The sequence below is a fragment of the Streptomyces sp. SS7 genome, from assembly GCF_037993025.1.
Classification (GTDB): Bacteria; Actinomycetota; Actinomycetes; order Streptomycetales; family Streptomycetaceae; genus Streptomyces.
Genome location: NZ_CP141223.1, coordinates 3781410 through 3795182 on the forward strand (window position 1 = coordinate 3781410; position 13773 = coordinate 3795182).

The 13773-nt window shown below is 72.4% G+C and carries 12 protein-coding genes, 1 pseudogene and 1 riboswitch; of the genes and pseudogenes, 8 read left to right on the forward strand and 5 right to left on the reverse strand.

Features of this window, described 5'->3' with window-relative positions:
- Positions 1-7 precede the first annotated feature (7 nt).
- Positions 8-97, reverse strand: a riboswitch (ZMP/ZTP riboswitch).
- A 191-nt stretch (positions 98-288) separates the two neighbouring features.
- Together U5640_RS17375 and U5640_RS17380 are read right to left on the reverse strand one after the other, a co-directional pair.
- Positions 289-1263, reverse strand: coding sequence for a helix-turn-helix domain-containing protein (locus U5640_RS17375; protein WP_340376705.1), 975 nt, complete (start codon positions 1261-1263; stop codon positions 289-291).
- A 141-nt stretch (positions 1264-1404) separates the two neighbouring features.
- The gene (locus U5640_RS17380; RefSeq protein ID WP_340376706.1) at positions 1405-1938 is read right to left on the reverse strand and encodes a 2,4'-dihydroxyacetophenone dioxygenase family protein; all 534 of its coding nucleotides are present in this window, start codon (positions 1936-1938) and stop codon (positions 1405-1407) included.
- A 219-nt stretch (positions 1939-2157) separates the two neighbouring features.
- Here U5640_RS17380 and U5640_RS17385 point away from each other — a divergent pair, with 219 nt between their 5' ends.
- Positions 2158-3009, forward strand: coding sequence for a hypothetical protein (locus U5640_RS17385; protein ID WP_340385167.1), 852 nt, complete (start codon positions 2158-2160; stop codon positions 3007-3009).
- A gap of 34 nt (positions 3010-3043) precedes the next feature.
- Here the strand turns inward: U5640_RS17385 and U5640_RS17390 are convergent, their stop codons facing one another.
- Positions 3044-3832, reverse strand: a complete 789-nt coding sequence (locus tag U5640_RS17390) for a DUF3050 domain-containing protein (protein WP_340376707.1) — start codon at positions 3830-3832, stop codon at positions 3044-3046.
- 222 nt (positions 3833-4054) lie between these two features.
- Here U5640_RS17390 and U5640_RS17395 point away from each other — a divergent pair, with 222 nt between their 5' ends.
- The 6 genes from U5640_RS17395 to U5640_RS17420 are packed head-to-tail and all read left to right on the forward strand — an operon-like array spanning position 4055 to position 11940.
- Positions 4055-4651, forward strand: coding sequence for a hypothetical protein (locus U5640_RS17395; protein WP_340376708.1), 597 nt, complete (start codon positions 4055-4057; stop codon positions 4649-4651).
- Positions 4652-4679: 28 nt separating this feature from the next.
- Entirely contained in the window at positions 4680-6827 is a 2148-nt protein-coding gene (pabB, locus tag U5640_RS17400) for an aminodeoxychorismate synthase component I (RefSeq protein WP_340376709.1), read from the forward strand.
- A complete protein-coding gene (locus U5640_RS17405) occupies positions 6824-8365 on the forward strand; it encodes a benzoate-CoA ligase family protein (protein ID WP_340376710.1) in 1542 nt (513 codons plus the stop codon). The genes pabB and U5640_RS17405 overlap by 4 nt, the downstream gene beginning before the upstream one ends.
- A gap of 32 nt (positions 8366-8397) precedes the next feature.
- On the forward strand, positions 8398-9972 hold the full coding sequence (locus U5640_RS17410; protein ID WP_340376711.1) for an AMP-binding protein: 1575 nt from the start codon (positions 8398-8400) through the stop codon (positions 9970-9972).
- Positions 9969-11147, forward strand: coding sequence for an FAD-dependent monooxygenase (locus U5640_RS17415; protein WP_340376712.1), 1179 nt, complete (start codon positions 9969-9971; stop codon positions 11145-11147). The genes U5640_RS17410 and U5640_RS17415 overlap by 4 nt, the downstream gene beginning before the upstream one ends.
- A gap of 10 nt (positions 11148-11157) precedes the next feature.
- The gene (locus tag U5640_RS17420; RefSeq protein WP_340376713.1) at positions 11158-11940 is read left to right on the forward strand and encodes an aminotransferase class IV; all 783 of its coding nucleotides are present in this window, start codon (positions 11158-11160) and stop codon (positions 11938-11940) included.
- Between the two features lie 76 nt (positions 11941-12016).
- Here U5640_RS17420 and U5640_RS17425 read toward each other — a convergent pair whose 3' ends face one another.
- Positions 12017-12502, reverse strand: coding sequence for a carboxymuconolactone decarboxylase family protein (locus U5640_RS17425; RefSeq protein ID WP_340376714.1), 486 nt, complete (start codon positions 12500-12502; stop codon positions 12017-12019).
- A 65-nt stretch (positions 12503-12567) separates the two neighbouring features.
- Between U5640_RS17425 and U5640_RS17430 the strand changes: the two are divergent.
- Positions 12568-12660, forward strand: a pseudogene (locus tag U5640_RS17430) (MFS transporter); the annotation flags it as partial.
- A gap of 101 nt (positions 12661-12761) precedes the next feature.
- Here U5640_RS17430 and U5640_RS17435 read toward each other — a convergent pair.
- On the reverse strand, positions 12762-13751 hold the full coding sequence (locus U5640_RS17435) for a malate dehydrogenase (RefSeq protein WP_340376715.1): 990 nt from the start codon (positions 13749-13751) through the stop codon (positions 12762-12764).
- Positions 13752-13773: the final 22 nt, after the last annotated feature.

Genomic DNA, 13773 nt, shown 5'->3' on the forward strand with positions numbered 1-13773 from the left:
GCGTTCACGGTTCGGCCCAGGCGCACGGCACTCTGCTGCTCACGGGCCGCTCCCCGATGGTCCGTCCCATCCCAGCGCGCCAGTCACGACCCGCCGTCAGCCTACCCGGCACGGGTGGCCGAGAAGGCGCCGCGTCCACCATCCGGTGGTGGCGGCCGGCTCACGGGGGCCGTCGAGACGGGCGGGCAGGGGTGATCTCAGCAGGTGATCCGAAGGGGATCGAGGGGCCCGCAGCTGCGGGCGATCGCCGGTGACCCTTGCGTGGTGATGCGCACGGCCGGCAGACGTTCACTGTGTCGGTCGGACCGCGCGGGGCGGGCGGCTCTCGCCGGGGGTCCGGCCGAAGCGGCTCCGGAAGACCCGGGTGAAATGTGCTTGGCTGGCGAAGCCCCAGCGATGGGCGATCTCGGCGATCGTCAGGTGGTGGGAGGCCGGATCGGCGAGCTCCTCGCGGGCCTTGTCCAGCCGCAGTTCCAGGATGTGGCGGGAGGGGCTGACCCCGGTCGGCCGGAAGACGCGGCTGAGGTGGCGGACGGAGATACCGATCGCTTCGGCGACCCGCTCCGCGCTCAGTCCGGGGTCGGCCAGATGCCGCTCCACGTAGTCCTTGGCCACCGCCAGCCGGGCCGGCGGGGCGGGCGTCCCCGAGCCGCCGCCGAGGCTCGGCGCGGTCAGCGTCCGGATCAGGTCCAGCACGGTGGCCTCGGTGTCTGCCGCGTCGTCGTTCCGCCGTCCCGTGGCCCAGTCGGCCAGCACCGCTCCCAGCGTCGAGACCAGCGCCCCCTCGGCGGCGGAAGCACGGCCGAACAGCATCGGCGCCGTCGGCTCCCTGGAGGTGCACCGCAGGGCGAACGTCTCGCGGGGGATGTCCACGAGCAACTGGCGCATGGGGGAGGGGAACCCGAACAGGTACGACCGGCGCGGGTCATAGAGGATCAGGTCGCCCGCTTGGGGGGTGAGACAGCCGCCCTCGTGGAAGAACACCCCCTGGCCCGCCGTCAGCAAGGAGACGAAGACGGAGTCCTTCGGCAGCGCCCGACAAGCCCGCCGGGTCCGCTCGATGACGTGTTCGTTGCCGGCGATGTCGGCCAGCCGCAGGTCGCCCAGCCCGACGTTGGTCTGCGTGGCCAGCAGACCCTGCGGGGAGTAGGACGAGCAGGAAAGGCCCACCAGGGCCCGTCGGTTGTGCTCTTCCCAGAAAGCGATGCGGTCCTCGGGGCCGACCGACTGCGTGGACACGCGGGAGACGACGAATTGGCTCAACGGAATCTCCTTCGCCGCTCTCCCCGGGCCATGAGGGTATCCGCTGCCACGGGCCCCGTCACGGGCCGCGGCCCGCCCCCTCGGCCGAGACGGTCACAGCACGCTCGCCCCGGGAAACCCGGCCGTGCCGAGGGATCAGGGTCACCGGAAGAGCGAGTCGACGTAGTCCGCGCCGATGCCGACCTTCTCGTAGTGGGTGCGGCACAGGTCGATGTAGTCGTGGACGTCGAAGTAGCCCTCTGGCTCTCCGTTCTCGTCCAGACAGATCAGCGGCCCCTTGACGATGAAGAACGCCTTCATCGGCTCGTCGCTCTCGTACGCCACCAGGGTGTGTCCCTCACCCGGCGACTCGTAGACGAAGTCACCGGCCTGTGCTGTCCAGGGCCGCTCCAGATAGCCCCACTTGCCGGAGATCGTGTAGGCGAAGACCTCGTGCGGGTGGTAGTGCCGGTTGACCAGGCCCGCTTCCTTGGCGCGCAGGATGTCGGCCCAGGAGTTGTCCTTGACGTTGATCCACAGCGGCCGTGATCCGACGGTCTCGCTCAACGGTGCGTAGTACCGGTCGTCGTCGGTGGCCACCTGGGACAGGTACACCTCGGGCAACGCGTCGGGTTTGAGGGAGTTCTGGATCGGTTTGAGGCCTTTCCAGAATTCGGACCTGGCTTCCTCGGGCATGCTCGGCTCCCTTTTCGTCGTGGTTGGCCGACAGTGAACCCGAGAACCGGGGAGAGGGTCTTTCCTCCGGGAGACATCGAGGATTGCCTGTTCGGGACATGCCTGCGCTGCTCGCTCAGCACGGGTTCTGAGCAGGCATGCCCAGAGATCGGTGAGAGCGCGGGCCCACCGGCCCCCCATGAGGTGTCGGTCGCCTACAGTCCGTTCGTGCTGTTCGGAATGGTGTGCGCGCTCGGCGCGGCGGTCTGCTTCGGTGCGGCGACGGTGCTGCAGGCGGTGGCCGCGCGCGCCGCGTCGGGTGGGGGCGGCGGGGAGGCGGCGCTGCTGCTGCGGGCGCTGCGGCAGTGGCGGTATCTGGCGGGTCTGGGGCTGGACGGGCTGGGGTTCGTCCTCCAGATCGCCGCGCTCCGGTCGATCCCGATCTACGCGGTGGCGGCCGCGCTGGCGTCGAGCCTCGCGGTGACGGCGGTGGTGGCGGCCCGGTTGCTGCGGGTGCGGCTGAGCCGGGGCGAGTGGGGTGCGGTGGCCGTGGTGTGCGCGGGGCTCGCCATGCTGGGGCTCGCCTCGGGCACGGAGGGCGGGGAGAGCGGACCCGCGGCGCTGGTGTGGGTCATGCTCGGCACGGCGGTGGGGGTGCTGCTGCTGGGCGCCGCCGGGGGGCGGCTTCCGGTGCGGGGGCGGGCGCTGGTGCTGGGCGTGGGGGCCGGTTTCGGGTTCGGGGTCGTCGAGGTGTCGGTACGGCTGATCGACGCGCCGTCCCCGGCGGACCTCGTCACCGATCCGGCGGTGTACGCGCTGCTGCTGGGCGGTGGCGCCGCGTTCCTGTCGCTCACCTCCGCGCTCCAGCGGGGCTCGCCGACGACGGCGACCGCCGGGATGGTGATCGGCGAGACGCTCGGGCCCGCGCTGGTGGGCGTGGTGTGGCTGGGCGACCGCACCCGGGAGGGCCTGGAGTGGCTCGCGGTGCTGGGGTTCCTGGTCGCGGTGGCGGGCGCCCTGGCCCTGGCCCGCTTCGGGGAGGCCCCGGAGGAGCCCGGGGCTCAGGCGCTTTCCCCGGGGGACGCCCCTTAGGTTCCTGCGTGGTGCGGGCGCGCCCGGCGGTGGGTCAGGTCATCGCCGCGGTGATGCCGTCCCACAGGCGGGACCTGGCCTCCAGGGCGACGGTGACGGTCTCCACGGCCTCCTGCCAGCGGCTGTCGTCGGTGCCGCAGAGGTCGCTGACCATCTGGAGGGCCATGGGGGTGTGTTCCTCGCCGTCGACCTCGATGTGACGGGCGAGGTAGTCGCGGAAGAGGGGGAAGCGGTCCGTGCCCTCCTCCTTGACGACCTGGTCGAACATGTCCGGGATCAGGTCCTCGCGGGAGAAGGCGAACACGGCGGCCCGGCAGTGCAGCGGGCTGTGGGCGATGATCTCGAAGGTCGCCGTGACGAACTCCGCCGCCGCGGCGGGCACCCGGGCGACGCGCAGGGCCGCCGGCAGATCGTGCCCCTCGCCGATGAGGCCGAGGAAGGTGTCGACGCGGGTGGTGTCGGCCCCGGCCTCGGTCATGGCGGCCCGGTACAGCTCGAAGTGGCTGGTGAAGCCGCCGTTCAGCTCGTCGCTCTCCTCGACCAGCACGATGTCGTTGATGAGCCGGCGGGCCACCGCCGAGCCGCGGGGCACCCAGGGCACGTCCACGCAGGTCAGCTCACGCTGGAGCGACGTGAGCAGGGACATGAAGTCCCACACCGCGAAGACGTGGTGGGCCATGAACGTCCTGAGGTGGTCCGGCCCGGATATCCGCTGGTAAATGGGGTGGGCTGTTACTTCTTTTCTGGCGGATTCCAGCACGGAACGAGCCCGTTCGATTCCCTCTTGTCCCCCGGCGGCCAGTTTCCAGTCGTACCTGGACATGAAGATCTCCTTCGATCTCGGACCGCGATCGTCCAACCATCCGAGCGTCGACGGCAAGCACTTTCCTGAATCCGGCGGGAATCACCCTCGATATGCCCCGACAGATGGCGGCAAGGGACCTGAAACGCCGCCAAAGAGCCGCGATTCGGACAGTCACAGGACGGACACAAAAAAATCATTGAATCTTTGAACGCGCTCGGTCCAGGGTGCGTACTCCACCCCGTGAGCAGTAATCCCGTCACCGTGACCGTGGCCTATCACGTGGTGCCGGGCCGTGAGGCCGACTTCCACACCTGGGGGTGGGCGATGCTGGGCGCGAGCGCCCGCCAGCCGGGTTTCCTCGGGGGCGGCGTCCTTGTCGATCAGGAGGCGGAGTGGCACGTCGTCTATCGATTCGCCACCGAGGAAACGGCTCTGGCCTGGGAGGTCTCGCCCGACCGGGTCCAGTGGGACGTCCGCACCCACGGCATCGCCGAACGGGCGGACCGCCATAGCGTGCAGGGGTCGAAGCAGTGGTTCGACACCCAGGGCCCCCCGCCCCCACCCCCCGGCCCACCTGCTCCGCCGACCCCGCCGGCGAAATGGAAACTGTGGTTCGTGAATATGAGCGCGGTGTTCCCACCGGTGCTCCTGTTCAATCTGATCGTGCTGCCCTATCTCGGCGGCCTCAATCCGTTCATTCGCACGCTGTTGCTCTGCCTGTGTGTGACGGCTCTCGTCACCTGGATTCTCATGCCGCGCCTTCAGCGTTTCTTCAAGAAATGGCTTTACCCACCGCTCCAGGCGCTGCGTGGGCGGCACAAACGACGGACCGTATAGGTTCGTGAACGACGAAGGAGGTGGGCGGGTGAAGACCCTGCTCATCGACAATTACGACTCGTACACGTACAACCTGTTCCAGCTGATCGCCGAGGTCAACGGCGAGGAGCCGGTGGTGATCCGCAATGACGCCGGCGATGCCGACGGGATCGACGCGTTAGACGTTCTCGGCGGTTTCGACAATGTGGTGGTCTCGCCCGGTCCGGGGCATCCGGGAACGCCCCGTGACTTCGGCATCAGCGCCCGGGTGCTCGCCGAGGCGGCCGTGCCCGTGCTCGGGGTCTGCCTCGGTCACCAGGGCGTCGCGCTCGGGGAGCGGGGCCGGGTGGCGCCCGCCCCACAGCCCCGGCACGGGCATCTGACCCAGGTGCGGCACGACGGCCGGGACCTGTTCCAGGGACTGCCCCAGCAGTTCACCGCGGTCCGCTACCACTCCCTCGCCGTGCACGAGCCGCTGCCCGCCTCCCTGGAGGCCACCGCCTGGGCCGAGGACGGCGTCCTCATGGGCCTCCGGCACCGCGAACGGCCGGTGTGGGGCGTGCAGTTCCACCCGGAGTCGGTACTCACCGAGTACGGCCACCGCATGCTGGTGAACTTCCGCAACCTCACCGCCGAGCGGGCCCGCCGCCCCCGCACCAAGAACACCGCCGTGCCCCCGTCCCCCGTCACCTGGCCGGCGATCCCCCGCCCCCGGCAGGGAAACCTGCCCGCCTACCGGCTGCACACCCGCCGGATCGCCGGAGCGGTCGACACCGAGGCCGTCTTCAGCCGGCTGTTCGCCGACTCGCCTCGGTCGTTCTGGCTGGACAGCTCCCGCGTGGAGAAGGGCCTCGCGCGTTTCTCCTTCCTCGGCGACGACAGCGGCCCGCTCGCCGAGTTCGTCCGCTACGACGTCGAGGCCGGCCGGTGCGAGATCGAACGGACCGGCCGGCCCCCGCGCAAGATCGCCGCGAGCGTCTTCGACTACCTCAAGCGGCAGCTGGCCAACCGCCGGGTCGACGCCACCGGGCTCCCCTTCGACTTCACCGGCGGGTACGTCGGCTACTTCGGCTACGAGACCAGGGCCGACTGCGGCTCGCCGGGCCGGCACCGCGCCGAGACCCCGGACGCCGCCTGGCTGTTCGCCGACCGGCTGATCGCGGTGGACCACGAGGAGGACTTCACCTACGCGGTCTGCCTCGCCGAGGACACCCCGCAGGCCGCCCGCGAGGCCGCCGACTGGCTGGAGCACACCGTCGCCCAGCTCACCTTCGTCGCCCCCGGCGGCCACCGGCCGCCGCCCGCCCCGGCCCGGCCCGACCTCGACGCCGCCGAACCCTGGCTGACGCGCGACCGGACGACGTACCTCTCCGACATCGAGGCCTGCCAACGGGAGCTGCGGGCCGGCACCAGCTACGAGATCTGCCTCACGAACGCGGCCCGGCTGCCCGCCCCGCCCGAGGCGTACGCCTTCTACCGGGAGCTGCGGCGCGTCAACCCGGCGCCCTACGCGGCCTTCCTGCGGTTCGGCGACCTAGACGTGGCCGGCGCCTCGCCGGAGCGGTTCCTGCGGATCACCCGGGACGGTGTCGCCGAGACCAAGCCGATCAAGGGCACCGCGCCGCGCGGCGCCGATCCGCTGGAGGACGCCCGGCTCCGGGACGCGCTGGCGGCGGACGCCAAGACCCGCGCCGAGAACCTGATGATCGTGGACCTGCTCCGCAACGACCTGGGCCGGATCTGCCGGACCGGGACCGTGCGGGTGTCCCGGCTGATGGCCGTCGAGACGTACGCGACCGTGCACCAGCTCGTCTCCACCGTCGAAGGCCGGCTGCGCGAGGGCACCGACGCCGTGGACTGCGTGCGCGCCTGCTTCCCCGGCGGCTCCATGACCGGCGCGCCGAAGCTGCGCACGATGGAGATCATCGACGGGATCGAGACCGAGGCGCGGGGCGTGTACTCCGGCGCCCTCGGCTACCTCGGGTGCAGCGGCGGCGCCGACCTCAACATCGTCATCCGCACCGCCGTGCTCGCCGACGGCCGGATGCACCTCGGAGCGGGCGGCGCGATCGTCCTCGACTCCGACCCGGTCGCCGAGTACGACGAGATGCTGCTGAAGACGGCCGCGCAGATGCGGGCCTACACGGGCGCCGTCCCGCTGACCGCCCCGGACGCCCTGGAAGAGGGCGCCCGATGACCACTCCCCAGCTCGTCCCGGCCCCCCTCGCCACCGCGTCCGCGCCGTCCCCCGACGCCAATCTCGCCGTCCGGCTCGCCCGGCTGGCGGAGCGGGAGGGGTGGGGTGGGCGGGCCGCGTTCCACCAGGGGCACCGGACCTGGACGCACGGCGAGGTGCACGGGCTCGGGGCGCGGGCGGCCGGGGTGCTCGCCGCCCACGGCGTGCGGGCCGGGGACCGGGTGCTGCTCGCGCTGCCCGACTCGATCGCCTGGGTGGCAGCCTTCCTCGGCGCCGCCCGGCTCGGCGCGGTGGCCGTCCTGGTCAACCCCGAACTGCCCGCCCCCGACCACGCGTTCATGGCCGCGGACACCGGTGCGGTGCTCTGCGTGACGGGGCCGGGGCTGGAGGACGACCGGTTCGCCGGGCGCGCCTGCCTCGGCGCCGACCAGCTGCTCGCGCTCGCCGCCACCGCACCGGCCGCCGACGGCCGGCCGGTCGGCCCCGGCAGCCCGCTCTACCTCCAGTACACGTCCGGCACGACCGGCCGGCCCAAGGGGGTCGTGCACACCCACGCCGACCCGGTGGCCTACCACGAACTCATCGGCCGGCCGCTGCTGGGCATCACCCCGGACGACGTCACCCTGTCGGTGTCCAAGCTGTTCTTCGCCTACGGCTTCGGCAACGCGTTCGTCTTCCCCCTGTTCTCCGGCTCCTCGGCCGTCCTGGTGGACCGCCGCCCCACCCCGGCCGCCGTGGACGAGCTGGTCGCCCGGCACCGGGTGACCCTGCTGTACTCCGTGCCGTCCGCGTACGCGGCCCTGGTCGCCGACCGGGGCAGCGGCCACGAGGCCTGCTTCGCCTCCGTACGGGCCGCCGTGTCGGCCGGCGAGGGCATGCCGGAAGGGCTCGGCGGGCGCGTCGCCGACCTGCTCGGCGCGCCGGTCCTGGAGCAGATCGGCTCCACCGAGGCCGGACACGCCTTCTGCGCCAACAGCCTCGGCCACAACCACCCGGGCACCGTCGGCCGCCCCGTGCCCGGCTTCGAGGTGGAGCTGCGCGACAAGGCCGGGCGCCCCGTCCCGGACGGGGCGGAGGGCGAGCTGTGGGTCCACGGGCCGACGGTCACCCCTGGATACCTCCACCGGCCCGAGGACAACGCCCGCACGCTCGTCGACGGCTGGCTCAACACCCACGACCGGGCGCGCCGCGAACCGGACGGGACGTACACGCACCTCGGCCGCGCCGACGACATGGAGATGGTCGGCGGCATCACCGTCTCCCCGCTGGAGGTGGAGGCCGTGCTGCGCACCCATCCGGCGGTGAAGGAGGTCGCGGTCGCGGCCGTCACCGACGCGGGCGGGGCGGGCCGGCTGCGCGCCTTCGTCGTCCCGGCGCGGACCCCGGCGCCGCCGGGCCTCCAGGAGGACCTGCTGCGGCTGGCCCGGGAACGGCTCGCCGCCTTCAAGGTCCCCCGCAGCGTCAGCCTCGTCCCCTCCCTCCCCCGCACCCCCACCGGCAAGCTCCGCCGCCATCTGGTCCGCCAAGGGGCCTGGTGACCGTGCCCAGCACCGCAGAGAGGAACCGTCACATGCCTCAGCAGCCCGTTCTCGCCGACCGCGGGTTCTACCTGGGCCCGATGCTGCGCCGGGCGGCCGAACGGCACGGCGCCGTGTTCGTCACCCTGGACCGCCCGCTGGACACCCACCCCGACCTCGGCACGGCCCTCAGCTACACGACCCTGGCCGACGTGGTCGAGGAGCTGTCGGGGTGGCTGTGGGAGGCGGGTGTGCGGCCGTCCGAACAGGTCGTCGTCCACAAGACGGACAACGTCGACATCGTGCTGCTGACCTGCGCGCTCTCCCGGATCGGCGCGGTGCCGGTGCTGCTGTCGCCGGGGCTGGCGGGCGAGGTGGTGGGCAAGCTGCTGGCCCGGCTGCAGCGGCCGTGGCTGGTCACCGACGGGGCCAGGCTGGACGGCCCGCTGTCGGGCCTGGACCTCGACGCCCTGGTGCGGCGCACGCTCACCGTGGCCGACACGCCCGACGCGGAGTCGCTGCGGAAGTACGCCGGCGCGCCGACGCCCCGGCCGGTGCGGCTGCACCCCCGGGAGCCCGCCCTGATCACCCACAGCTCGGGCACCACGGGGGTGCCCAAGCTCGCCGTGCACTGCGCGAACACCATGTGGAACCGGCTCGTGCCGCAGAAGGCGATGGGCTGGCCCACCCGCGGGGAGGTGGCTGCGCTGCACATGTCGTTCGTGCACTCGCGCTTCTACCATCTGCTCGGCGTCCTGCTCCACTTCGGCAGCCCGCTGCTGCTGATCACCGACCCGGACCCGGCGTCCGTGGGCCCCTTGCTGGTCCGCCACCGCCCGGGGATCGTCGAGACGCACCCCAACACGTTCGTGCTGTGGGAGGAGCTGGCCGACGCGCCGGGCGCGCCGCTGTCGCGGGTGAAGTCGTACGGCTCGACGTTCGACGCGATCCATCCGCGCACGGTGCGGCGGCTGCTCGACGCCTCGAAGCGCCGCTCGCCCTGGCTGATCCAGCTGTACGGGCAGAGCGAGAGCGGTCCGGTGGCGTTCCAGTGGTTCACCCGGCGTTCGGTGGCGCGCGCGGACGGCCGCCGGGTCGGCACGGGCATCCCCGGCTTCACCCGGGTCCGGGTGACCGGGCCGGACGGCGAGCGGCTGCGGCCCGGCACGCCCGGCCGGATCGAGGCCCGCACCCGGGGCCGCATCCTCACCTATCTGGGCATGCAGGAGCAGTACGACCGTCAGCTCACCGACGGCTGGTGGCAGATGGGCGACATGGGCTACCGCAGCCGACTGGGCGCGCTGTACCTGATGGACCGCGAGGTGGATCGGATCGACGCCGTGCACAGCAACCTCGAGGTCGAGGACACCCTGATGGACCGCCTGGAGGAGCTGCGTGAGGTGGTCATCGTGCCGGGCGCGGACCGTGAGCCGGTGCCGGTGGTGTGCGTACGCGGGGAGCGGCCGCTGGACCCGGAGCGCTGGCGGGAGGCCACGGCCGATCTGCCGAAGATGGCAGAGCCGAGGCAGTGGCGGTTCGAGGAACTGCCGATGACGGCCACCTGGAAGGTGAAGCGCCTGGAGATCACCCGCATGCTGGCCGAGGCGCGAGAGAGCGTCCACGCGTGAACCCCGTGATCGTGGTGGGCGCGGGTCCGGTCGGCCTGTCGGCCGCGCTGGGCCTGCGGGCGCGCGGGCTGCCCGTCACCCTGCTGGAGGCGGACCCCGAGGACCGCGCACGGCCGGGCAGCCGGGCCCTGTTCGTGCACCGGGAGACCCTGCGGCTGCTGGACGGCATGTCCCCGGGCCTGGCCGCCGAGATCGCGGAGTTCGGCCGTACCTGGCACACCCGCCGCACCCTGTACCGGGGCCGCGAGGTGTATGCGCGCACCTTCCCGCCCCCGTCCGGGCTGCCGCCGTTCACCAGCCTGCGCCAGGTGGACACCGAGCGCTTCCTGCGCGGGGCGTGCGAGCGGGCGGGCGTGGAGTTCGTCTGGGGGACGCGGATCACGGGTGTCTCCGCCTCGGACCGGGGTGTCGTCCTGACCGGCGAGGACGGGCGCGCGTGGAGCGCCGGGTACGCCGTCGCCGCCGACGGGGCGCGCTCGGCGGTGCGGCACGCGCTGGACATCCCGATGGAGGGCACCCGGGGCGAGGGCTTCCACGTGGTGGTGGACGTCGCGGACGTGCCGGGCGCCGAGCTGCCGCTGGAGCGGGTCTTCCACTACGAGCATCCGGGGGTCGGCGGCCGCAGTGTGATGCGGGTGCCGTTCACCGGCGGCTTCCAGGTGGACCTGCAGTGCTTCGACGACGACCGGGAGGAGGAGTACGGCACGGAGGACGCCGTACGCCGCTGGCTCCCCTCGGTCGTGGGCGACGGGTACGACGGGCGTGTCCTGTGGGTGTCGACGTACCGCTTCCTGCGCAAGGTCGCGGCCTCCTTCACCGACCCGCACCGGCGGGTGCTGCTGGTGGGGGAGGCGGCGCATCTGTTCCCGCCGTTCGGGGCACGCGGGATGAACAGCGGGATCGCCGACGCTGCGGCCGCGGCGGAGGCGATCGCCGCCGGAACCGTCGCCGCCGTGGACGGCTTCGCGGACGTACGCCGGGCCGCCGGGCTGTTCAACAGCGAGGCGGCCGGGATCGCTCTCGGCCATCTGCGTCCGCACCGGCGGATCGTCCGGCTGCGGCAGCGTGCGGCGGCGGCGCTCGCGCCCGTGCTGCCCTCGTGCGGATCATGGCTGGAACACGCCCCGTACGGTCCGCGGCACGGGGCGCCCGCGGTGGCGGGCGGCACGTACTGAGGAGGACGGGATGAGTGCGCCGGGACTGCTGAGCTGGTCGCCGGACGGCGGGCTGACACCGGTCCCGGCGGCCGGGGGCCCGCTGCTCGCCGCGGACTCGTGGCTGGTGCGGGAGGGCCGGGTCCGGGCGTACGACCGTCACCGGGAGCGTTTCCTGCGGGCCTGCGCGGAGTGCGGCGGGCCGGAGCCGCGCCGGTCGGCGGAGTTCTGGCGGGAGGTGACGGCCGCGCTGCCGCGCACGGGCGAGTGGTTCCCCCGGGTCGAACTCACGGCGGGGTCGAGGGAGTTGCGGTTGCTGCTGCGGCACGCGCCGCCGCTGGGCGCGGAGATCCGGCTGTGGGCCGTGGGCCAGCGGGACCCGCGCACCGCGCCCCGGCGCAAGGGCCCCGATCTCGACGTGCTGGCCGAGGTGCGGGCGCGGGCGGTCGGGGCCGGCGCCCAGGAGGCGGTGCTGGTCGGGCCGTCCGGGGTGGTGCGGGAGTCGCCGACGGCCGGGGTGCTGTGGTGGGAGGGGGACACCCTGTGCCTGCCGCCGTCGCGGCTGCCGCTGCTGCCCTCGGTGACGACGGCGCTGGTCCTGGAGCGGGCCGTGCGCGAGGGCTTCCGCGTCGACCGCCGGGAGCGGACGGTGGCCGAGCTGGACGGCCGCGAGGTGTGGACGGTGAACGCCCTGCACGGACTCCGCCCGGTGACGGGCTGGGCGGGGGCGGACATCGAGGCCGGCCCGGCGGAACGGGCGCCGGAATTCCGGGAATGGCTGGAGGGTTTGCGGGAGCCGCTGCCGGGAGCGTAAATGCGGAAAAACATCGGGCATCGACGCGGGGAAGTCGATGCCCGAATTGAGCGCACCTTTTTCGGCGATTACTTCTTCACTTCTTCGCGGGCTGATAAGCCCCCGGGACCATACGCGTGGCGATCGCGATGCGGTTGTACGCGTTGATGACGGTGGCCGCCCAGATCAGCGCGGCGAGCTGCGCCTCGTCGAAGACCCCGGCCGCCTCGGCGTAGACGTCCTCCGGCACGTGCCCGTCGGCGACGAAGGTCACGGCCTCGGTCAACGCCAGTGCGGCGCGCTCCCGTTCGGTGAAGAAGGGGGTCTCCCGCCAGGCGCTCAGGGCGTAGATCCGCTGCTCGGTCTCGTCGGCGGCACGGGCGTCCTTGGTGTGCATGTCGAGGCAGAAGGCGCAGCCGTTGAGCTGCGAGGCGCGAATCCTGAGCAGTTCCAGGATTTCCGGTTCGACTTTCGCGTCCTGTGCCGCGGCGACGGCGGCGGCGTGCAGGGAACCCATCGCCGAGGAGACGTCGGGGGTGATTTCCTTCAGGGCCACACGGGATATCCGGTCAGGGTTGCTCATGAGGTCGACTATATCCGCGAATTCGCATTCCGGGGCCGCTTCGGGGCCGGCCGGCCAGTACCTCCGTCAACTCCCAGCACCTCCAGGAGGTCAAGGGGTTCCGGCCCGCCGTCACCGGGATCGCGATCCTGCCGCTGATCGTGGGCATGGCCCTGGTCATCTCGTCCGGCACCGGCCGTCCATGCCCACCCTGACCCCGCGGACGCGCACGGGCCCCGCTCCGCAACCGGAACGGGGCCCGTGGCCGTCACGGAACCTCTCAGATGAGGCCGAGGCTGCGCACCGCCTCGCGCTCCTCCTCCAGCTCCTTCACCGACGCGTCGATCCGCGCCCGCGAGAACTCGTTGACGTCCAGGCCCTGGACGATCTCGTACACGCCGTCCTTGGTGGTGACCGGGAAGGAGGAGATCAGGCCCTCCGGGACGCCGTAGGAGCCGTCCGACGGGATGCCCATGGAGGTCCAGTCGCCCTCGGCGGTGCCGTTGACCCAGGTGTGCACGTGGTCGATCGCGGCGTTGGCGGCGGAGGCGGCCGAGGAGGCGCCACGGGCCTCGATGATGGCCGCACCGCGCTTGGCGACGGTCGGGATGAAGTCCTCGGCGAGCCACTTCTCGTCGTTGACGACCTCGGCGGCGTTCTTGCCGGCGACCGTCGCGTGGAAGATGTCCGGGTACTGGGTGGCGGAGTGGTTGCCCCAGATGGTCAGCCGCTTGATGTCGGCGACCGTCGAGCCCGTCTTCTTCGCGAGCTGGGTCAGCGCGCGGTTGTGGTCGAGGCGGGTCATCGCGGTGAAGCGCTCGGCCGGTACGTCCGGGGCGGCGGCCTGGGCGATCAGGGCGTTGGTGTTGGCCGGGTTGCCGACCACGAGGACCTTGATGTCGTCCGCGGCGTGGTCGTTGATGGCCTTGCCCTGCGGCTTGAAGATGCCGCCGTTGGCGGAGAGCAGGTCACCGCGCTCCATGCCCTTGGTGCGCGGGCGGGCGCCGACGAGCAGGGCGACGTTGGCACCGTCGAACGCGACGTTCGGGTCGTCGGTGATGTCGATGCCCTGGAGCAGCGGGAAGGCGCAGTCGTCGAGCTCCATGGCGGTACCCTCGGCGGCCTTGAGCGCGGGGGTGATCTCCAGCAGGCGCAGCTTGACCGGCACGTCCGCGCCGAGCAGCTGGCCGGAGGCGATGCGGAAGAGCAGGGCGTAACCGATCTGGCCGGCCGCGCCGGTGACGGTGACGTTCACGGGAGTGCGGGTCATGGCGTTCTCCGTATGACAGCTG

Bases quoted from the DNA above. Each gene is read 5' to 3' on its own strand.
- U5640_RS17380 (WP_340376706.1), bottom strand. From the start codon at position 1,938: ATGCCCGAGGAAGCCAGGTCCGAATTCTGGAAAGGCCTCAAACCGATC.
- U5640_RS17385 (WP_340385167.1), top strand. From the start codon at position 2,158: ATGGTGTGCGCGCTCGGCGCGGCGGTCTGCTTCGGTGCGGCGACGGTG.
- U5640_RS17390 (WP_340376707.1), bottom strand. From the start codon at position 3,832: ATGTCCAGGTACGACTGGAAACTGGCCGCCGGGGGACAAGAGGGAATC.
- U5640_RS17405 (WP_340376710.1), top strand. From the start codon at position 6,824: ATGACCACTCCCCAGCTCGTCCCGGCCCCCCTCGCCACCGCGTCCGCG.
- U5640_RS17410 (WP_340376711.1), top strand. From the start codon at position 8,398: ATGCCTCAGCAGCCCGTTCTCGCCGACCGCGGGTTCTACCTGGGCCCG.
- U5640_RS17420 (WP_340376713.1), top strand. From the start codon at position 11,158: ATGAGTGCGCCGGGACTGCTGAGCTGGTCGCCGGACGGCGGGCTGACA.
- U5640_RS17425 (WP_340376714.1), bottom strand. From the start codon at position 12,502: ATGAGCAACCCTGACCGGATATCCCGTGTGGCCCTGAAGGAAATCACC.
- U5640_RS17435 (WP_340376715.1), bottom strand. From the start codon at position 13,751: ATGACCCGCACTCCCGTGAACGTCACCGTCACCGGCGCGGCCGGCCAG.